Annotated in this window: 23 protein-coding genes; 19 read left to right on the top strand and 4 right to left on the bottom strand. The window is 61.2% G+C overall.

Going from position 1 to position 18,443, the window contains the following annotated elements:
• Positions 1–269, bottom strand: a 269-nt coding sequence (locus AC11W3_RS13795; RefSeq protein WP_484093163.1) for a hypothetical protein, incomplete at its 3' end; no start/stop codon positions are given.
• Positions 270–354: 85 nt separating this feature from the next.
• Here AC11W3_RS13795 and AC11W3_RS13790 point away from each other — a divergent pair.
• Positions 355–873, top strand: coding sequence for a hypothetical protein (locus tag AC11W3_RS13790; protein WP_484091851.1), 519 nt, complete (start codon positions 355–357; stop codon positions 871–873).
• Positions 874–1,031: 158 nt separating this feature from the next.
• Entirely contained in the window at positions 1,032–2,237 is a 1,206-nt protein-coding gene (locus tag AC11W3_RS13785; protein ID WP_484091850.1) for a glutathione-independent formaldehyde dehydrogenase, read from the top strand.
• A gap of 73 nt (positions 2,238–2,310) precedes the next feature.
• Here AC11W3_RS13785 and AC11W3_RS13780 read toward each other — a convergent pair whose 3' ends face one another.
• Positions 2,311–2,667 (bottom strand): PilZ domain-containing protein, encoded by a 357-nt coding sequence (locus AC11W3_RS13780; protein WP_484091849.1) that lies wholly within the window; start codon positions 2,665–2,667, stop codon positions 2,311–2,313.
• 300 nt (positions 2,668–2,967) lie between these two features.
• Here AC11W3_RS13780 and AC11W3_RS13775 point away from each other — a divergent pair, with 300 nt between their 5' ends.
• From AC11W3_RS13775 to AC11W3_RS13735, 9 genes are all read left to right on the top strand, one after another.
• Positions 2,968–3,918 (top strand): ribose-phosphate pyrophosphokinase, encoded by a 951-nt coding sequence (locus AC11W3_RS13775; RefSeq protein ID WP_484091848.1) that lies wholly within the window; start codon positions 2,968–2,970, stop codon positions 3,916–3,918.
• 65 nt (positions 3,919–3,983) lie between these two features.
• On the top strand, positions 3,984–4,574 hold the full coding sequence (locus tag AC11W3_RS13770) for a 50S ribosomal protein L25 (protein WP_484091847.1): 591 nt from the start codon (positions 3,984–3,986) through the stop codon (positions 4,572–4,574).
• A gap of 9 nt (positions 4,575–4,583) precedes the next feature.
• Positions 4,584–5,150: an aminoacyl-tRNA hydrolase gene (pth, locus tag AC11W3_RS13765; RefSeq protein WP_484091867.1), complete on the top strand. Its 567-nt coding sequence runs from the start codon at positions 4,584–4,586 to the stop codon at positions 5,148–5,150.
• Positions 5,151–5,229: 79 nt separating this feature from the next.
• Positions 5,230–6,324, top strand: a complete 1,095-nt coding sequence (gene ychF, locus AC11W3_RS13760) for a redox-regulated ATPase YchF (protein ID WP_484091846.1) — start codon at positions 5,230–5,232, stop codon at positions 6,322–6,324.
• A 188-nt stretch (positions 6,325–6,512) separates the two neighbouring features.
• Positions 6,513–6,911 carry a 30S ribosomal protein S6 gene (rpsF, locus tag AC11W3_RS13755; protein ID WP_484091845.1) on the top strand — a complete coding sequence of 133 codons (399 nt, stop codon included), beginning with the start codon at positions 6,513–6,515 and terminating at the stop codon, positions 6,909–6,911.
• Positions 6,912–6,914: 3 nt separating this feature from the next.
• On the top strand, positions 6,915–7,196 hold the full coding sequence (gene rpsR, locus AC11W3_RS13750) for a 30S ribosomal protein S18 (RefSeq protein ID WP_484091844.1): 282 nt from the start codon (positions 6,915–6,917) through the stop codon (positions 7,194–7,196).
• 27 nt (positions 7,197–7,223) lie between these two features.
• Positions 7,224–8,156, top strand: a complete 933-nt coding sequence (locus AC11W3_RS13745) for a YybS family protein (protein ID WP_484091843.1) — start codon at positions 7,224–7,226, stop codon at positions 8,154–8,156.
• 24 nt (positions 8,157–8,180) lie between these two features.
• Entirely contained in the window at positions 8,181–8,624 is a 444-nt protein-coding gene (rplI, locus tag AC11W3_RS13740; protein WP_484091842.1) for a 50S ribosomal protein L9, read from the top strand.
• 188 nt (positions 8,625–8,812) lie between these two features.
• Positions 8,813–9,208, top strand: coding sequence for a hypothetical protein (locus AC11W3_RS13735; protein WP_484091841.1), 396 nt, complete (start codon positions 8,813–8,815; stop codon positions 9,206–9,208).
• Between the two features lie 2 nt (positions 9,209–9,210).
• Here AC11W3_RS13735 and AC11W3_RS13730 read toward each other — a convergent pair whose 3' ends face one another.
• Entirely contained in the window at positions 9,211–10,026 is an 816-nt protein-coding gene (locus AC11W3_RS13730; protein ID WP_484093162.1) for a DNA-binding protein, read from the bottom strand.
• 399 nt (positions 10,027–10,425) lie between these two features.
• On the opposite strand from AC11W3_RS13730, the gene AC11W3_RS13725 reads away from it, so the two are divergent.
• Complete coding sequence (locus AC11W3_RS13725) at positions 10,426–11,265, top strand: hypothetical protein (RefSeq protein ID WP_484091839.1); 840 nt, start codon at positions 10,426–10,428, stop codon at positions 11,263–11,265.
• Between the two features lie 89 nt (positions 11,266–11,354).
• Here the strand turns inward: AC11W3_RS13725 and ilvC are convergent, their stop codons facing one another.
• Positions 11,355–12,827 carry a ketol-acid reductoisomerase gene (gene ilvC, locus AC11W3_RS13720; RefSeq protein ID WP_484091838.1) on the bottom strand — a complete coding sequence of 491 codons (1,473 nt, stop codon included), beginning with the start codon at positions 12,825–12,827 and terminating at the stop codon, positions 11,355–11,357.
• Between the two features lie 176 nt (positions 12,828–13,003).
• Here ilvC and ilvY point away from each other — a divergent pair, with 176 nt between their 5' ends.
• From ilvY to AC11W3_RS13685, 7 genes are all read left to right on the top strand, one after another.
• Positions 13,004–13,900, top strand: coding sequence for an HTH-type transcriptional activator IlvY (ilvY, locus tag AC11W3_RS13715; RefSeq protein ID WP_484091837.1), 897 nt, complete (start codon positions 13,004–13,006; stop codon positions 13,898–13,900).
• Positions 13,901–14,127: 227 nt separating this feature from the next.
• Entirely contained in the window at positions 14,128–14,895 is a 768-nt protein-coding gene (rpsB, locus tag AC11W3_RS13710) for a 30S ribosomal protein S2 (RefSeq protein ID WP_484091836.1), read from the top strand.
• A gap of 132 nt (positions 14,896–15,027) precedes the next feature.
• The gene (gene tsf / locus AC11W3_RS13705; RefSeq protein WP_484091835.1) at positions 15,028–15,678 is read left to right on the top strand and encodes a translation elongation factor Ts; all 651 of its coding nucleotides are present in this window, start codon (positions 15,028–15,030) and stop codon (positions 15,676–15,678) included.
• Positions 15,679–15,752: 74 nt separating this feature from the next.
• Positions 15,753–16,472, top strand: a complete 720-nt coding sequence (pyrH, locus tag AC11W3_RS13700) for a UMP kinase (protein WP_484091834.1) — start codon at positions 15,753–15,755, stop codon at positions 16,470–16,472.
• Between the two features lies 1 nt (position 16,473).
• The gene (frr, locus tag AC11W3_RS13695; protein ID WP_484091833.1) at positions 16,474–17,031 is read left to right on the top strand and encodes a ribosome recycling factor; all 558 of its coding nucleotides are present in this window, start codon (positions 16,474–16,476) and stop codon (positions 17,029–17,031) included.
• 115 nt (positions 17,032–17,146) lie between these two features.
• On the top strand, positions 17,147–17,890 hold the full coding sequence (locus AC11W3_RS13690) for an isoprenyl transferase (protein WP_484091832.1): 744 nt from the start codon (positions 17,147–17,149) through the stop codon (positions 17,888–17,890).
• A 38-nt stretch (positions 17,891–17,928) separates the two neighbouring features.
• A partial coding sequence (locus AC11W3_RS13685) for a phosphatidate cytidylyltransferase (protein WP_484093164.1) occupies positions 17,929–18,443 on the top strand: 515 nt, incomplete at its 3' end.

Raw genomic sequence — 18,443 nt, 5'->3', positions numbered from 1 at the left:
CTGATGCGCTGTTCATTAACAAAAGTGCGCCACCTGATGGTGGCGCACCAGGGATCCGGCAGAGGTGGGTATCCCGCGAGCTTCTGCAAAAACGACGGTTCCTTCAAGGAAGGAACCTGGAAGTATCGAAGGGGAGGTGCGGTTATGAGAAACGTTAAAAGGCTGTTGCTAACAACGGTAGCTATAGTGGGCATGATGGGGTTGACAACAGGTGTCTCCTTTTCTGCCAGTTCCAACATGCGATCAGGCGGATCAAGTGACATGGCCACCAGTTCTAATCTCCCTGCGGGCACCGGAGCCAGTACCAGGACCATCACAGGGTTCAGCGTTGAGCAGGTTGGTGGCGGTGGCTCTATGGGCACGGGCGCCGGCGGCAGTACCGGCGAAGGTGAGACTTCGGGCGTAGGCGCCGGCGGTAGCGTCGGCACCGGCGTGGGCGGCACCATGGGTACAGGAACAGGGGGCACCATGAAGGGCACCCCGGGTACGGGCACTATGAAAGGCGCCCCCACCATGAAGGGCACCCCCACCATGAAGGGCACCCCGGGTACGGGCACCATGAAGGGCACCCCGGGGGCAGGCACCATGAAGGGCACCATGGGTACAGGAACAGGGGGCACCATGGGGACAGGAACGGGGGGCACCATGGGTACCGGCACCGGTGACATGGGCACTGGCGGCAGCATGGGGACCGGTACCGGCGGCAGCATGGGGACCGGCACCGACACAGGTACCATGGGGACCGGTACCGGCGGTAGCATGGGAACCGGCACCGATACCGGCACGATGGGCACCGGCGGCACCAAGGGCACCGGCACCGGCGGCTCGATGGGCACCGGTAGCGGCAGCGGCGGCGGTGGAGGAAGGTGGTAATGTGCCACACCGGAGTGACGGCTGCCGTAGCCGAAACTCCGGCAGCTAATGGTTGAGCGCCAAGACTTAAGGCTTGCTGGACGGAAGATCAGTCCGGCAAGCCTTTTTGTCGGATAAATTCCTGCTTGTTCCACAGAGGCTGTGGCGGGGGAGGAAGGATGAAAGCACTGGTGTTTGCCGACATACGTCGGATGGAAGTAAGGGAAGTGCCTGATCCTGTCATCGAGAAGCAGAACGACGCCATCGTGAGGGTGAGTTCGGCGGCCATTTGTGGCAGCGATCTCCACATGTACGAGGGGAGAACATCGGCTGAGCCGGGGATGGTCTTCGGCCACGAGATCATGGGTGTGGTTGAAAAAGTGGGGAGCGACGTGCAGATGGTCAAGGCGGGCGACCGCGTATCGCTGCCGTTCAACGTCTCCTGCGGCTGCTGCTTCAACTGCAGCAGGGGCTTCGTCAATGCCTGCCTTACCACCAACCCGAAAGGCCCCGGCGGCGGTTACGGCTATGCCGATCTCGGGCACTACCGCGGAGGACAAGCCGAGCTGGTACGGGTCCCCTTCGCTGACTTCAACTGCCTGAAGCTTCCGGGAACCCCCGGCGACAGGTGGGAGGACGACTTCATCATGCTGTCGGACGTCTTCCCTACCGGCTACCATGCCTGCATGATGGCCAAGGTGGAGCCTGGCTCTTCGGTGGTCATCTTCGGCGCAGGTCCGGTTGGCTATATGGCCGCGGTCTCTTCCTTTTTGAGAGGGGCCTCGGAGCTCTACGTGGTCGACCGCTCCCAGGTACGGCTCAACAAGGTCCAGGAGCTGGGTGCCGTGCCGGTGAACTTTGCGGAAAAGGATCCGGTAGCATTCATCCGCAACGCCCGCAGGGAGAACAAGTCGCTCCAGGAGTCGTATCGACCGGGTGAGGAAAAGATGCCAGGCGTCCTTTGCGGGATCGATGCCGTGGGGTACCAGGCCCTGAACAAGAACGACCCCTCCCACGAGAACCCGACCCAGGTGATCGAGGACCTGGCCGAGCTGGTGGACGTCACCGGCTCCATCGGTCTTATCGGGGACTACTTCTCCGGTGACCCCCGCGGGGTCGACAGCAAGGCGAAGCAGGGGTACTTCACCCTTCCGCTGGGGCTGTTGTGGGAGAAGGGGATCAAGATCGAGACCGGGCAGGCGCCGGTTAAGCGCTACAACGCCTTCCTGCGGGACGCCATCGTCCAGGGGCAGGTCACGCCGGGCAAGCTGGTAAGCCATCGGCTGAGGCTGGAGAACGGGCCGGAGGCCTATGAGAGGTTCGTAGAACGCGGTGCCGGCCGGGGCGCCGAATATACGAAGGTGATTCTGAAACCCAACGGGTAGGGCAGGGGGGACAATATCGGGGGTGAGAAAGGGGGGGCTCAGCCCGGGCTCCCCCTTTCTTTATGCAGAAAAGTCAGGCCTGGTGGCCGAGGAGAACTGCCCACTCCAACGTCAAGGTTTCCGGTTCCGTGGTGATCCTCTTCATCAGTTCAAAGAGCCGCCGTTCGGCCCCTTCGGCGAAGCCCACGAACTTGACACCGGCCATGGAAAAGAAGGAGTGGACCACCTCTGCGGTGAGGACGACCCGGTCGTCGCCGTCCTCAAGGGAGACGGTACACCTCTCTCCCAGCGGTATCATGATGCAGTCATCCGAACTAATGAGGGCGCCTCGCAGGGAGATGTTCTCCACCCTTCCCCGGTAGGTGATTTCGTGATGAGTCACAGCTGCCGGTATGGTGCAGGCGATCCGGTGGAAGCGGCGTTCTGGCATGATCCTTCCTTTTTTTCTGCTGTCTTGGGTGCGGGCAGGGAACTTATCGACAGTCGCGGCAGGAACTGAAGCTTTTTATACGGCACCCGTGCCTCCTTTGGCAAGTCTCAATTGTCGCTAATGATGGCGTCGCCCTCCCGGAAGCTATTGCGGTCGCAGATACCGCTTTTGGGTTGACTTAACCGAGCATGTATTGTATTAGATGACGTTTCCGAGATTCTGGTGCGGCCGCTCCCACGGCGAGAAACACGGGCGGCGGTTCAAATTAATTCACAAAGAAATTAAGAGGGCTGTCGGTAGATGGAAAACAAGATCAGGGTCTTCAGCGGTAACTCGAATCCGGTTCTGGCAGAGAAGATTTGTGAAAGTCTCAATGTGCCGCTGGGCAAGGCGAAGGTGAAAAACTTCTCCGACGGCGAAATCATGGTCGAGATCGGCGAGAACGTCCGCGGCCGCGACGTCTACGTGGTCCAGTCCACCTGCTGCCCGACCAACAACAACCTGATGGAGCTGCTGATCATGATGGACGCCCTGAAGAGGGCCTCCGCCGCCACCATCACCGCCGTGATCCCCTACTACGGCTACGCCCGTCAGGATCGCAAGGCGGCTCCCAGGACGCCGATCACCTCCAAGCTGGTGGCGGATCTGGTCACCACCGCCGGAGCCGACCGGGTGGTCACCATCGACCTTCACGCCGGGCAGATCCAGGGCTTCTTCAACATCCCGGTGGACAACCTCTACGCCGCCCCGGTGCTCCTGGCCCATCTGAAGAGCCGCTTCGCCAGCGAGCTGGACAACCTGGTGATCATCTCCCCGGACGCGGGCGGAACCGAGCGCGCCAGGGCCTTCGCCAAGAGGCTCGGCTGCACCCTGGCCGTGATCGACAAGCGCCGCACCGGCCCCAATGTGGCCGAGGTCATGCACCTGATCGGCGACGTCAAGGGGAAATCGGCCATCATTCTCGACGACATGATCGACACCGCCGGGACCCTGACCCATGCCGCTTTGGCCCTGAAGGAGCACGGCGCCGCCAGCGTCTATGCCTGCGCCACCCACGGCGTCCTTTCGGGCCCTGCCATCGACAGGATCAACGCCTCGGTCATCGAGAAGGTGGTAATCACCGACACGGTTCCGCTGGGCGAGAAGGCTGAGCTCTCCGACAAGATCAGGGTGCTCTCGGTGGCCGACCTTCTGGCCGAAGCCATCCGCCGCATCCACGAGGACGAATCGGTCAGCTCGCTCTTTGTCTAGCCGGCCTTATCGGATATAATCACTCATTTGAATCAAAAATAAATTTCACTGACATCGGAGGATGTATGAGTAAGCAGGTGCTGAATGTTGAACTTAGGGAAGAGACCGGCAAGGGGATCTGCCGTCGTCTGAGGAGCGCAGGTAGGATTCCGGGCGTTGTGTACGGTAAGGGCATGGAGTCGGTGGCCATCTCTCTTGATCAGAGGCAGCTTTCGGAAGCGATCGCAGGCGAGGGCGGCAGGAACCACATCCTGACCCTGAAGTGCGCAGGTGCACTCGACGACCAGACCGTGATCGTCGTCGACCTCCTTCAGGACTCCATCAAGCGCACCCCGCGCCACGTAGACCTGCACAGGATCAGCCTTGCCGACAAGGTCAAGGTTCACGTCCCCGTCAGGCTGGTGGGCACCGCCGCCGGCGTCAAGGCGGGCGGCATGGTCGACTTCCCCCTGCACGAGATCGAAATCGAGTGCCTCCCGGTTCACATTCCGGGCCACATCAACGTCGACGTAACCGAGCTGACCATCGGTCACTCCATCCACCTCGGCGAAGTCGCCGCTCCGGTCGGCATCACCATCCTGGGCGACCCGAAGTCCCCGGTGATCAGCATCCTCGGCCGCAAGGGCGCAGAGGCGGAAGAGCAGCCCGCCGCTTAAGCCGGATTGATCATGGCAAAACTCGTTGTTGGGCTCGGCAACCCCGGGCCACAGTACTCATGGACCCGCCACAACGCGGGTTTCATGGTTTTGGACCGCCTGTCCCGCCTGGCACAGATCCCCATCACCAGGAAGGCCTTTTCCGGCCTTGCTGGTGACGGGAACTGGGCGGGGGAGCGCATCTATTTCCTCAAACCCCAGACCTTTATGAACCTGTCCGGGCGCTCCGTCGCCGAGGCGCTCCGTTTCTACAAGCTCTCCCTCTCGGATCTCATCGTCATTCATGACGACCTCGACATACCCTTCGGAAAGATCAAGCTCAAGGAGGGCGGCGGGCACGGCGGGCACAACGGTCTGCGGTCGCTCGGCCAGGAGCTCGGCTCCACCGCCTGGGCCAGGATCAGGGTCGGCATCGGCCGCCCGGTGCACGGCGACGTGGTCAACTACGTCCTCACCAACTTCGCCAAGGGGGAGATGGACGCGCTGCTGGAGGTGCTGGACACCTCCGTCGACGCGCTGGAGATGGTGATCAGGGAAGGGATGCCCAAGGCGATGAGCATCTTCAACGCCAAGTAGCGCATAATAGATCGGACTGGGAAATCGCATTCCCTTCTCGTCTTCACTTTCATAGAAGCAGTATCAGAGGATTACCTTTATGGGTTTCAACTGCGGCATAGTCGGTCTCCCCAACGTGGGGAAGTCCACCATTTTTAACGCGCTTACCTCTGCGGGGGCCGAATCGGCCAACTACCCCTTCTGCACCATAGACCCCAACGTCGGCATAGTTTCCGTCCCGGACCCCAGGATGCTGAAGCTGGCCGAGATCGTCCACCCCGAGCGGATACTCCCGACCACCATCGAGTTCCTCGATATCGCCGGCCTGGTGAAGGGGGCGAGCCAGGGGGAGGGGCTGGGCAACAAGTTCCTCGGGCACATCCGTTCCGTCGACGCCATCCTGCACGTGGTGCGCTGCTTCGAGAATGAGAACGTGGTCCATGTCAGCGGCAGCGTCTCCCCGGTGCGGGATATCGAGGTGATCCAGACCGAGCTGGCGCTGGCCGACCTCGACACCGTCGAGAAAAGGCTGCAGCGGGTGGAGAAGCAGGCCAGAAGCGGCGACAAGAAGGCCAAGGAAGACGTCGATTTCTGCCTCAAGGTGAAGTCGGCGCTCGAGAAGGGGCTCTCCCCCCGTGACCTCGCCGATAACGAGGACGAGCGCCTGATCCTCAGGGACATGCACCTGATGACCGCCAAGCCGGTCCTCTATGTGGCCAACGTGGCCGAGGACGACCTGGAAGGGAAGCACCCCTACGTCGACGAGGTGCGCCAGCTCGCCGCCCGCGAAGGGAACGGCGTGGTCTTCATCTGCGGCTCCATCGAGGCAGAGATCTCCGAACTGGAGGGGGATGAGAAGCAGGCCTTCCTGGAGGAGATGGGGCTCGCCGAGTCGGGGCTTGACCGCCTGATCCGCGCAGGGTACGAACTCCTGGGGCTCATCACCTACTTCACCGCCGGCGTCAAGGAGGTCAGGGCCTGGACCATCACCAGGGGGACCAAGGCTCCCGGCGCCGCGGGTGTCATTCACTCCGACTTCGAGAAGGGCTTCATCAGGGCCGAGGTCATCGCGTTCCAGGACTTCATCGCCGCAGGCGGCGAGGCCGGGGCCAAGGAAAAGGGGCTGATGCGGCTGGAAGGGAAGGAATACGTGGTGCAGGACGGCGACGTCATGCACTTCAGGTTCAACGTCTAACCCGGCCGCGGGAGCGCCCTTCCCGGCGGGAATCCGTTTTCTTCAATCGAATCGTGTTCTTTGCCGTTTTTTTGTTGTCAACCGGCGATTTCTGTAGTAATGAGTACTGTTCCATAGAACGGCATCACTGCCGTATCTCCTTGCTCCGGGCAGGACCCGGGGCTCAAAAACCGTGAGGAGGCTTAACAATGAGGATGTACGAGACGATTTACATCGTCCAGCCCGACCTGGGTGAAGAAGAGATCAAGGCTCTTTCCGCCAAGGTTCAGGACGTGGTCGCCAACATGAATGGCGATTTCAAGCGGCTGGAAGACTGGGGCACCAGGAAACTGGCTTACCCGATCAACAAGAACCCCCGTGGCCGCTACTTTTACCTCCGCTTCGACGGCGACTCCGCTTTGATCGCCGAACTGGAGCGCCGTCTGCGCCTTGACGACAAGGTGATCAGGTACCAGAGCGTCAAGCTCGAGCAGGAAGTGGTTGCAGCCGCAGCCGCTCCGGTCAAGGCTGTCGAAGAAGGGACCGAGGCTGTTGAAGCCCCGGCGACCGAGGCTCCGGCCGAAACGACTACTACGGTGGAGGGATAAGAGATGGCTGACGAGAGAACACCCCAGAGAAGCACCAGCGGCGGGCCCAGGAAGAAGCGGCCTTTCCAGCGTCGTAAGGTCTGCCGTTTCTGCGCAGACAAGCAGGTTGCCATCGATTACAAAGATCCCCGCACCCTGCGTTACTTCGTTTCCGAGCGCGGCAAGATCATTCCCCGCCGTATCTCCGGCAACTGCTCCAAGCACCAGAGGGAAATCACCGAGGCGATCAAGAGAGCAAGAAACATCGCGTTGCTCCCCATCGCGGGCAGCCACGCCACCGCTTAGTCTGTGTCTCTGAAGGCGAACCCCCTTTTGCAGGGGAGGATCCTGGATGTCATCAAGGGGAGCGCCGCGACGTCGGCGCTCTTCCTTGCTTTCATCATGCTTCCGGTCCTGGGGCTGATTCCCGGCTTCTTCACCCCCGCACCGGCTCTTTACTACAGCCTAAAAAGCGGCAGAAAGGTCGGGATCGCCATAGTCGTGGTGACCTCGGCTCTCCTGGCTGCGGTCTCTGATACCGCTGCGGTCGCCATCTACCTCCTGCAGGCGGGCGTGATGTCCCTGGCGCTCCCCGAGTTCCTTGTGAGGCTCAAAGGCGGGGCACGCTCCGTCGTGTACGCCGTGGCCATCAACCTGGTGGTAATCCTGGCAGCCGCTGCACTCTATGGCTATATCACCGGCGACAATCTTCACGCGAAGATCACCAAGGGTGTGCAGGCCAGTATCGCCCAGACCACCCTCCTCTATGAAAAGGCCGGGGTTAAGGGTGACGAGTTGAAGTCCCTGCAGGATTCGATGCGGGTGGCAGGTGAGCAGATCGTCGTCGTTTACCCGGCGCTGATCACCGTGGCACTTGGGCTGATCGCTTCGCTTAACATGTTCGTGCTGGGACGCCTTGCCATGAAGGCCGGTCTGCCGGTCTACATCGGAAACTTCAGGCAGTACCGCAACCCTGAACCGACGATCTGGCTGCTGATCATCCCCGGTTTCGGGGTGCTGGTGCAGAACGACCTGGTTCACCTGATGTCGCTGAACCTGCTCCTCGTGGTTTGCGCCCTTTACGCGGTCCAGGGATTTGCAGTCATAAGTCACTTCTTCCGCAAGTTTGCGGTGCCAACATTCATGAAAATATTGGGATGCCTGTTCCTCACCTTCCAGCCCTTCATGCTGGTGGCGGTGGCGGCGCTGGGCATCTTCGATCTCTGGGGAGACTTCAGGTCACCCAAAAAACAGCAAAACCTGTAAAAAACTCAGGCTAGGAGGATTCACATGAAGGTCATTCTGAAAGAAAACGTAGACAACCTCGGCCACATCGGCGACATCGTGAAGGTAGCACCGGGCTACGCCAGGAACTACCTGCTCCCGAAGGGGCTGGCCATCGAGGCCACCGAGAAGAACGCCAAGGCTCTGGAGCATGCCAAGAGGCAGCTGGAATACAAGAAGAACCGCGTGCTCGAGGCCGCCAAGCAGCTGGCAGGCAAGATCGAAGCCCTCACCCTCACCCTCGCTCACCAGGCCGGTGCTGACGACAGGCTCTTCGGCGCCGTCACCAACATGGAACTGGCCGAGCAGCTGAAGGCCCAGGGTATCGAGATCGACCGCAAGCGTATCGTCCTGGACGAGCCGATCAAGCACCTCGGCGATTTCACCGCCGTGGTCAAGATCCACCCGGAAGTCAACGCCACCCTGAAGGTCGCCGTCACCAAGGCTTAATCTTCACGGCATTGCCGCCGAACAACGTAAAAAAGGGCCGCTACTCTCATTGAGTGCGGCCCTTTTTCTGTTAGATGATTATAACTGTGTCAGCGCAGCGTCATGCATCACGGAAAGGAATCATCCCTTCCTTCCACAGACGTTTCGGCTAGACTGTTATGCTGTGGGATAGAAGCCCAGGGAGCCGCATGAACATCCAGAGGTACGCCAAGAGGGAAATCGCCTTCAACCAGATAGAGTCGGCGCTCGCTCTTTTCTTCGAGCGCAGGGACCTCTTTTCCGTCATCACCCTGGCCGGGGCTGCTGAGGAGATCCTCGGCGGGCTGTTGAAGCGGGAAGGGGCGATGCTCGGGGTGTTCAAACCCCTTTTCGAGATACTGCGTCCGGCAAAAGCGGGGAAAGACGGGCGGGAGCCCGCGGCGGCAGGGGAGTCGGAAGGGTTCATTCATACCGACCCGTACCAGGAGGCTGTTTTTCTCCTGGGACGGGCCATCGATGATTATCAGGCCGCAGCCGGCGTGCTGAGCCCGGCCATGCAGCGGTTCAACAAAGAAGTCCGCGCGCAAGGCGCCAAAGGCGTCTGAGCCTACTTGCGGGCGTCGATCAGCAGCCCGTAGCGGTAGCCCGACCCGAAGTCCATGTTGTTGTAGAGCGTTCCCTTCACCGTGATGACGTCGCCGAGGTTGGGGAGGTCCTTGGTGGTCACGATCACGTTGTTATTGTTCTTGGCCGTGCTGCCCGAGCCGTCCTGGATGTGCACCCAGTTCCTCTTCAGCACCCGCGGCGTCACCTTCACCACCCGCCCTCTGACCACGACCGGTTTTTTCTCCAGTTTCAGTTTCTTGGCGTAGAGTTGGGCCACCGTGTAGGCATTGGGACCCTTCGCCTTCTTGATCTGCTCGATGCTGATCGGCGCCGGGTTCTTTTGCGTCCTGGCACCCTGCGCCTGAACCGTCGCCTGGGCTGCCGTCGGCTGCTTCTGGGGCTGGGCGGCGGCACCGTTGGGCGGCACCCCCTGGTGCACCATCTTCATTGCCGCGTTACCCAGCTTGATCTCCTTGTTGCCAGGACCCGCCGAGAAGACGATCTTGTCGAATTTTCTGTTGAGCCCCTTGGAGGTGAAGTTCTTCATTTCGTAGCCCGGCAGCAGCGTCAGTTCCTGCCCGACCGTGACCTTCATGAGCGGCGCTGCCACCCAGGTCTTCTCCTCCCCGTTTTTCAGCAGGATGTAGGTATAGCCTCCGCTGTCCGTGGTCTCCACCACCTTCCCGGAGAGGTTCACCTTGGGGAGCGGTTTGGAAGCCCCCGCGGACGACGTCTCGCTACCGGCGTAAGCTTGCTGGGAGACCGCTAGGGTGGCAACGAACAGCAACAGGCAGAGGTGCTTCACGGAAAGCTTCATGGCACTACTCCTTAAGGTGGGATCCGGTCTGCTCTTGAAGGAGCAAATCCAACTGGGGAGACTACTTTTTTCCCGCGTGATTGACAAGCATTTTTCTGCACCCGTCATGTCAGTCGCCGGCCCGGGTTCGAGCCGGGCACCCCTATCTTGAGTCGGCCGGCACCCTTGAACTGTCTCGTCTGAAGTTAAGCGAATCGGCACTATTGTCATAAAAACGCGGTCGGGAAATCTGAGAGTGTCGCTTGCGCCACATCGTTATGAGGTTAATATTTGTGAGGGCGAGCTAACAGTCTGAGCTGTTGGCTTCCTGATTAGTTCGAGATCACGAATGTCAGAACCCGGTCAAAGACAAGCATGACAACGGATGCTTAATCGTGATCTCTGCCAGGAGGGGCAGCCATGACTAAAAGGGTCGGCGTCTTGTTGGTTCACGGAATGGGATCGGTACACGACGATTTCGCCCACGATGCGATTCACGAGTTAAGGGAAAGGATCTGCGGCCGGGGGCTCAAGTGCGACGATATCGCCTGGGAGTCGGTCTACTGGGCGCCGATACTTTCCCAGCAGGAGAACCAGCTCTGGGTGGATCTTTCCGCCGACCATGACCTCAACTGGGCGAAGCTGCGGAAGTTCTTCGTAAACGCCGTCGGCAACATAGCGGCCTACCAGACCTCCCACGACCGCCCCGACAGCATTTACTACAAGGTCCACGACCTGGTCCACGCCGCGCTGAAAGGGCTGAAGGGAAAGGTCGGCGGCGAGGACAAGCCGCTGGTGGTGATCGCCCATTCGCTGGGCTCGGTGATCATGTCCAACTATATCTGGGATCGGCAGAAGGGGCGTGACGAGGCGCGCTACGGGGGGAGCCCGTTCGAGCGCATGGAGACGCTGTCTGGACTGGTGACCCTGGGGAGCAACATCCCCCTTCTCACCGTGGCGGTGGACCCGATAACGAGCATAGAATTCCCGCCCCCGGGGCTGCCCGAAAAGCTCAGGAAGAAGGCGAAGTGGCTGAACATGTACGACTCGGACGACGTCCTGGGCTGGCCTCTGAAGGCCCTCAGCCGCAGCTATGCCGATGTCATCTCGGAAGAGATGGAGGTAAGCGTCGGCAACATCCTCACCGCCTGGAACCCCGCCAACCATGCCGCCTACTGGACCGATGACGAGGTCATCAAGCCCGCCTCCTATCTCATCTCCTCGATCCTCGAGGCCTGCGACGGGGAGCCCGATCGCTAGCTCCAGGCTCGACCATGGAAGGCAGGAACAAAAAAAGGCGCCCCGCAAGGCGCCTTTTTCCGTCTGGTCTGTACTGCAGCCGATCCGGCTTAGACGATCTTTTTCATTCCCTTCATGGCGGCACGAAGCTCGGCGCCGACTTCTTCCACCAGGTGGCTGCGGATGGCGGCGTTGACGGCCACGAGGAGGCTGTTGTCCACGCTGTTGTCCGCCACGCTGAGTCCCTTGCCGATCACGTCGGTGTCGACCTTGGCCATGAACTCCTTCAGCAGCGGCACGCAGGCGTGGGAGAAGAGGTAGCAGCCGTACTCGGCGGTGTCGGAGATGATGCGGTTCATCTCGTAGAGCTTCTTCCTGGCGATGGTGTTGGCGATCAGCGGAGTCTCGTGCAGCGACTCGTAGTAGGCCGACTCCGGCTCGATGCCGGTCTCGACCATGGTTTCGAAGGCGAGCTCGACGCCGGCCTTGACCATGGCCACCATCAGGATCCCCTTGTCGAAGAACTCCTGCTCGGAAATCTCGCCGGCGGCTTCGGTCTGCTCGAAAGCGGTCCGGCCGGTCTCCTCGCGCCAGGTGAGAAGCTTGACGTCGTCGTTGGCCCAGTCTTCCATCATGGTGCGGGAGAAGTCGCCGCTCATGATGTCGTCCATGTGTTTCTGGAACAGGGGACGCATGATCTCCTTGAGCTCCTCGGCCAGCTTGAAGGCGACGAGCTTCGCGGGGTTGGAGAGGCGATCCAGCATGTTGGTCACGCCGCCGTGCTTGAGGGCTTCGGTGACGGTTTCCCAGCCGTACTGGAGGAGCTTGACGGCGTAGGGGGCGTCGATGCCGTTCTGCACCATCTTGTCGAAGCACAGGAGGCTTCCGGCCTGCAGCATCCCGCAGAGGATGGTCTGCTCGCCCATGAGGTCCGACTTCACCTCGGCCACGAAGGAGGATTCGAGGACGCCCGCGCGGTCTCCGCCCTGGGCGGAGGCCAGCGCCTTGGCGAGGTCGAGGCCGTCGCCATTGGGGTCGTTCTCACGGTGCACGGCGATCAGGGTGGGGACGCCGAAGCCGCGCTTGTACTCCTCGCGCACCTCGGAGCCCGGGCATTTCGGGGCCACCATGATGACGGTCAAGTCCTTGCGGATCTGGGTCCCTTCCTCGACGATGTTGAAGCCGTGGGCGTAGCTGAAGACGGCACCCTGCTTCATGAAGGGGATGACGGTCTCGACCACCTTGGTGTGCTGCTTGTCGGGGGCGAGGTTCATCACGATGTCGGCGGTGGGGAGCATCTCCTCGTAGCTGCCGACCTTGAAACCGTTGTCGGTGGCGTTGCGCCAGGACTGGCGCTTTTCGGCAATGGCCTCGGCGCGCAGGGTGTAGGAGACGTCAAGACCGCTGTCGCGCATGTTGAGGCCCTGGTTGAGGCCCTGGGCCCCGCAGCCGACGATGACGATCTTCTTCCCCTTGGCGTACTCGCAGCCGCTGGCGAATTCCGATGCGTCCATGAAACGGCAGCTTGCCAGCTCCTGCAGCTGGCGGCGCAGCGGCAGGGTGTTGAAATAATTCTGTCCCATCTCGTTCTCCTCTATTTATGTGGTGGTTATAAATCGCATAGCATGCGGACATTATCGCATAATTCACATTGCGTAAATTGAATTGTTGTGCATATTGTATTGCCTTTGACGCAATGCGCTATGACGCCTTCCACGCTGGCCCACATCCCGGGGGGGAAGGGAGAACGGAGTAATTGATGGATATACGGGAACTGGAAATATTTCTGACGGTGGCCGAGCTCCTGCACTTCGGGCGCGCCAGCCAGGCGTGCAACTTGAGCCCTTCGGCACTTACCCGCACCATCCAGCGGATGGAGGAGAAACTGGAGCAGCCTCTTTTCCTGCGCGACAAGAGGAGGGTGACCTTGTCGCCTGCGGGAGAGCGCCTCAAGGCCTATGCCCGGGTGTGCACCCAGGAGTGGCGGAACTTCCGCTCCTCCATCGGAAGCGCCGGCACTGTGGCGGGAACGCTTTCCATCTACGCCTCCATCACCGCGGTCTACGGCCTCTTGCCGGAATTGCTGGAGTCGTTCCGGGAGCGATACCGGGATGTCCAGCTGGAGTTGCGCACAGGTGCTGCAGAGCAGGCCGTGGCCCAGGTGCAAAGCGGGGAGATCGACCTGGCGGTAGCAGCCCTTCCTGACCGGCAGCGCTCCACCATCGAATTTCTTCCCATGGTCACCATCCCGCTGATCTTCATCGCTCCCAGGGACGTCGCGGCCGTTTCGGCTCCGCTCCAAGCCGGGCGCCTCGATCTCTCGAAAGCCCCCTTGGTCCTGCCGCAGAGCGGCCTCTCCCGCCGCCGTCTCGACCATTGGCTGAAGGAGCACCGCATTGCCCCCAACATCACCTCGGAGGTTTCCGGCAACGAGGCCATCATCGCCATGGTCCGCCTGGGGTGCGGCGTCGGCATCGTCCCCAGGCTGGTGCTGGAGAGGAGCCCCTTCCGGGACGAGGTGACGGTCCTCGACAACGCGCCGCGGCTCGATCCTTACGTGGTAGGCCTCGCCTCCAGCAAGAGGAACCTCCAGCGCCCGAGCGTCCGCGCCTTCTGGGAACTGGCCGAGTCGCGGTTGTCTGGAGGCGGTTCCTAGCTCCGCTATCCCGGATATTTAATCCGGCGATCTGTTATGATTTCCCTGGTGTAACGTCCGCTCATATTTTCCCGGTGGCGGGGGAAATGGCCTTGCCAATCCGGGATTGCTGTGTTATATACGTTTGCTGTTTTAAATTCGCACGCCACCTTACCAGTGTCGGTGGTGCCTGCCCCGGCAGGTTCCGACTATTACTGGTGGCGGAGGCAAAACCAAAGGAGAAGCACATGTCGAACATCACCATGAAGGAACTGCTGGAAGCGGGTGTCCATTTCGGCCACCAGACCAAGAGATGGAACCCCAAGATGAAGCCGTACATCTTCGGCGCACGTAACGGCATCTACATCATCGACCTCCAGAAGACCGTCAGGCTCTTCAAAGGCGCCTACAGCTTCGTGACCGAGGCCGCTCAGGCCGGCGAGACCCTCCTCTTCGTCGGTACCAAGAAGCAGGCCCAGGATTCGGTCGCCGAAGAGGCACAGCGCTGCAACATGTTCTACGTGAACGAGCGCTGGCTGGGCGGCATGCTGACCAACTTCTCCACCGTCAAGCAGAGCATCGACCGCCTGAAGAGGCTCGACGCCATGGTCGCCGACGGCACCATCGAGGCATACACCAAGAAGGAGCAGCTCAAGCTGGCCAAGGAGCGCGAGAAGCTCGAGAAGACCCTGGGCGGCATCAAGGGCATGGGCAAGGTCCCGGGCGTCCTCTTCGTGGTTGACCCCAAGAACGAGGAAATCGCCGTCAGCGAAGCCAAGAAGCTGGGGATCCCGGTCGTGGCCATCGTCGACACCAACTGCGACCCGGACGATATCAACTACGTCATCCCGGGCAACGACGACGCCATCCGCGCCATCAGGCTGCTGACCAGCAAGATGGCCGACGCGGTCCTCGACGGCGTCCAGGCAAGGAATGCCCGTCTGCAGACCGGCGCCGAGGAGGAGTTCTCCACCGAAGGCGAGGAAGTGGCGGAAGAGACGGCAGGCGAGGCCTAACCCCTCCTGCGGTAAGACCACCCCGTATCCCCCGCCCATCGACAGGCTCAGGGCGAAGGGGGGCTGGGGGCAGCAACCAAAACCATAAAATGAGACGCCTGCGCTTCGGCGCGGGCGATCGTGGAGGATAACGTGAGCATTACAGCGGCACAGGTTAACGAACTCAGAAAAGCAACTGGCGCAGGCCTCATGGACTGCAAGAAGGCCCTGACCGAGACCGGCGGCGATCACGAGAAAGCCATCGACTACCTCCGCACCAAGGGGCTGGCAGCCGCTTCCAAGAAGGCAGGCCGCGCGGCAACCGAGGGGATGGTCGGCTCCTACATCCACGCCGGCGGCAAGATCGGCGTGCTGGTGGAGGTCAACTGCGAAACCGACTTCGTGGCCAAGAACGAGAACTTCCAGGCCTTCGTAAGGGACATCGCCATGCACATCGCCGCGGCCAGCCCCCTTTACGTCAGCCGCGACGAAGTGCCGGCCGAGCTCCTCGAGCGCGAGAAGGCGATCTACCGCGAAAAGGCCCGCGAGAGCGGCAAGCCGGAAGCCATCATCGAGAAGATCCTCGACGGCCAGGTCAACAAGTTCTACGCCGACATCTGCCTCCTCGAGCAGCCCTACGTGAAGGACCCGGACAAGACGGTCCAGACCTACCTGAACGCGACCATCGCCTCCATCGGCGAGAACATGAGCATCCGCCGCTTCGCCAAGTTCGTACTCGGCGAGGGGCTTGCCAAGAAGGAAAGCGATTTCGCGGCAGAGGTCGCCGCGGCCGCCGGCGTTTAAATCGTCCCCACGGAGCCGGCCATGAAAATGGGCGGCTCTTTTTTTACCTAACGCATCAACAGCAGGTGACAACGATGGCAGAACCTTTCTATAAAAGAGTGCTGCTCAAGCTCTCCGGGGAGGCCCTCGGAGGCGAGCAGGGATACGGAATCGATCCCAAGACCATTACCGCCATCGCCCGCGAGGTGAAGCAGGTGGTGGATCACGGCGTGCAGCTCTCGCTGGTGATCGGCGGCGGCAACATCTTCCGCGGTCTGGCCGCCTCCTCGAAGGGGATGGACCGGGCCAGCGCGGACTACATGGGGATGCTGGCCACCATGATCAACGCCCTGGCGATGCAGGATGCGCTGGAGAAGATCGGGGTCGATACCCGGGTGCAGTCCGCCATCGCCATGGCCGAAGTGGCCGAGCCCTACATCCGCCGCCGCGCCATCCGTCATCTCGAGAAGGGGAGGGTGGTGATCTTCGGAGCCGGAACCGGCAACCCCTATTTCACCACCGACACCGCCGCAAGCCTCAGGGCCATGGAGATCGGTGCCGACGTGATCCTCAAGGGGACCAAGGTCGACGGCGTCTACTCGGCCGACCCGAACAAGGATCCTTCCGCCACCAGGTATGACACGCTGACCTACCTGGAGGTTCTGAGAAAGGGGCTCCAGGTCATGGACGCCACCGCGATCTCGCTCTGCATGGACAACAACCTTCCGATCATAGTCTTCGATGTCACGACCGATGGCAATGTCGTCCGGGTCGTTTCCGGCGAGCAGATCGGTACCCTGGTGAAAGGAGAATAGCATGATCAAGGATGTCATCGCCAATATGAACGTCCACATGGACAAGTCGATCGACGCGCTCAGGAAGGAGTACCAGAGGGTGCGGACCGGACGGGCCAGTACCTCGCTTTTGGACGAAGTCAAGATCGACTTCTACGGGACGCCGAGCCCGCTCAACCAGGTCGCCACCCTCTCCGTCCCCGAGGCCAGGACCGTCACCATCCAGCCCTGGGATGCGAAGATGATCCAGCCGATCGAGAAGGCCATCCTCAACTCGAACCTGGGCCTCACCCCCGCCAACGACGGGAAGGTGATCCGCCTGAACCTCCCGCCGCTCACCGAGGAGAGGCGTAAGGACATCGTCAAGCAGCTGAAGAGGGATGCGGAGGAATCCAAGGTCGCCCTCAGGAACATCCGCCGCGACGCCATCGATTCCCTGAAGAAGCTGGAGAAGGACAAGCAGATCTCCGAGGACGACCTGAAGCGTGCCGAGAAGGACGTTCAGGACGCGACCAACGCCCACGTGGCCAAGGTCGACGAGGTCCTGGCCCACAAAGAAAAAGAGGTCATGGAGGTCTAGACAGGCCCTGGCAGCGGGGGGGGGCTTCCCCCCTGCACCCTCTCCGCGCGCCTCACGGACACCGTTTTCGCGCAACCCCCCGCATTGAAGGGGATTTTTTGTTTTTAGGGTGACTATGGACTCGTTAAAGCCGGAGAACCTCCCCGGACACCTGGCTGTGATCATGGACGGCAACGGGCGGTGGGCGGAAAAGCGCATGCTGCAGCGGATCGTCGGGCACCAGAAGGGGGTCGAGACCGTTCGCGTGATCGTGGAGGAATGCTCCCGTCTCGGTATCCGCTACCTGACCCTGTTCGCCTTCTCGGCCGAGAACTGGCTCAGGCCCAAGACCGAGGTCAAGGCGCTGATGGCGCTTTTGAAGAAGTACATCCGGGGAGAGATCGCCCGGATGATGCAGAACGGCATCCGCTTCAACGTGATCGGCAACAGGTGCGACCTTCCCGAGGACGTCGACCGGGAGATCCAGTTCGCCATGGACAGGACCGCCGGAAACCGGGGGATGCTCCTCACCCTGGCCTTGTCCTACGGGGGGAGGCAGGAGATCGTGACGGCGGCCAGGGCACTCGCGGCCGAGGCGGTCGCGGGGAGGCTCAACCCCGACGCCATCGACGAGAGCCTCTTCACCGGCTCCCTTTTCACCGCAGGGATACCCGATCCGGATCTTCTCATCAGGACCAGCGGGGAGATGCGCATCTCCAACTTCCTCCTCTGGCAGCTTGCCTACGCGGAGCTCTACTTTACCGAGGTCAACTGGCCCGACTTTGACAGGAACGAGCTGGCGCGCGCCTTCCGCGACTACCAGTCGAGGGAGCGCAGGTTCGGCATGACCAGCGACCAGCTCCGCAAGGAATCGGCCTAGCCCGGCTTCGCCGGAGCTGAAGCCAACAGGAGTCCGCCATAAAAAGATTAGCAACCGCAGCGGTTCTTCTGCCGCTGCTGATACTATTCACCATCAAGGCCAGCGTCTTCCACTTTTCGCTGCTTGTCTTCCTGCTGTCGCTTCTGGGACTCGACGAGTTCTACCGCATGACGCTCCCGGAGCGCCGCTGGGAAGGGCGGGTCGCGGCACTGGCCGGCGCCCTCACCGTCTTCTGCCTCTTCGCGAAGAGCGGGATGATCCCCCTGATGGCTCTGACCGTGCTGGTGCTCGCCTTCTGCCTGGTCGAGCTCTTCCGGTTCCAGGACATCGGGCGGGCGGGGGCCGAGTCGGCGCTCTTTCTCATGGGCTTTCTCTACGTCCCCCTCCTCCTTTCGCACCTTCTCATGATCCGCATGCTCTCTAACGGCGTGTTGTGGCTTTTTCTCATCATGGTCATCGTGATGTGCGGGGACAGCGCCGCTTACTATGTCGGCTCCTCGTTCGGAAAGACGAAGATCTACCCTTCGGTGAGCCCGAAGAAGAGCGTCGAGGG

It is taken from the genome of Geomonas sp. (genome assembly GCF_056994735.1).
The sequence above is the reverse complement of the archived record's forward strand: the minus strand, read 5'-3'. Positions and strand labels throughout refer to the sequence as shown.

Excerpts from the sequence above, each read along its gene's own strand:
- AC11W3_RS13735 (WP_484091841.1), top strand. The coding sequence starts at position 8,813 with ATGAACATCCAGAGGTACGCCAAGAGGGAAATCGCCTTCAACCAGATA.
- rplI (WP_484091842.1), top strand. The coding sequence starts at position 8,181 with ATGAAGGTCATTCTGAAAGAAAACGTAGACAACCTCGGCCACATCGGC.
- AC11W3_RS13770 (WP_484091847.1), top strand. The coding sequence starts at position 3,984 with ATGAGTAAGCAGGTGCTGAATGTTGAACTTAGGGAAGAGACCGGCAAG.
- AC11W3_RS13725 (WP_484091839.1), top strand. The coding sequence starts at position 10,426 with ATGACTAAAAGGGTCGGCGTCTTGTTGGTTCACGGAATGGGATCGGTA.
- AC11W3_RS13785 (WP_484091850.1), top strand. The coding sequence starts at position 1,032 with ATGAAAGCACTGGTGTTTGCCGACATACGTCGGATGGAAGTAAGGGAA.
- AC11W3_RS13730 (WP_484093162.1), bottom strand. The coding sequence starts at position 10,026 with ATGAAGCTTTCCGTGAAGCACCTCTGCCTGTTGCTGTTCGTTGCCACC.
- ilvC (WP_484091838.1), bottom strand. The coding sequence starts at position 12,827 with ATGGGACAGAATTATTTCAACACCCTGCCGCTGCGCCGCCAGCTGCAG.
- rpsF (WP_484091845.1), top strand. The coding sequence starts at position 6,513 with ATGAGGATGTACGAGACGATTTACATCGTCCAGCCCGACCTGGGTGAA.
- AC11W3_RS13780 (WP_484091849.1), bottom strand. The coding sequence starts at position 2,667 with ATGCCAGAACGCCGCTTCCACCGGATCGCCTGCACCATACCGGCAGCT.
- ilvY (WP_484091837.1), top strand. The coding sequence starts at position 13,004 with ATGGATATACGGGAACTGGAAATATTTCTGACGGTGGCCGAGCTCCTG.
- rpsR (WP_484091844.1), top strand. The coding sequence starts at position 6,915 with ATGGCTGACGAGAGAACACCCCAGAGAAGCACCAGCGGCGGGCCCAGG.
- AC11W3_RS13775 (WP_484091848.1), top strand. The coding sequence starts at position 2,968 with ATGGAAAACAAGATCAGGGTCTTCAGCGGTAACTCGAATCCGGTTCTG.
- ychF (WP_484091846.1), top strand. The coding sequence starts at position 5,230 with ATGGGTTTCAACTGCGGCATAGTCGGTCTCCCCAACGTGGGGAAGTCC.
- pyrH (WP_484091834.1), top strand. The coding sequence starts at position 15,753 with ATGGCAGAACCTTTCTATAAAAGAGTGCTGCTCAAGCTCTCCGGGGAG.
- rpsB (WP_484091836.1), top strand. The coding sequence starts at position 14,128 with ATGTCGAACATCACCATGAAGGAACTGCTGGAAGCGGGTGTCCATTTC.
- AC11W3_RS13790 (WP_484091851.1), top strand. The coding sequence starts at position 355 with ATGGGCACGGGCGCCGGCGGCAGTACCGGCGAAGGTGAGACTTCGGGC.
- frr (WP_484091833.1), top strand. The coding sequence starts at position 16,474 with ATGATCAAGGATGTCATCGCCAATATGAACGTCCACATGGACAAGTCG.
- AC11W3_RS13690 (WP_484091832.1), top strand. The coding sequence starts at position 17,147 with ATGGACTCGTTAAAGCCGGAGAACCTCCCCGGACACCTGGCTGTGATC.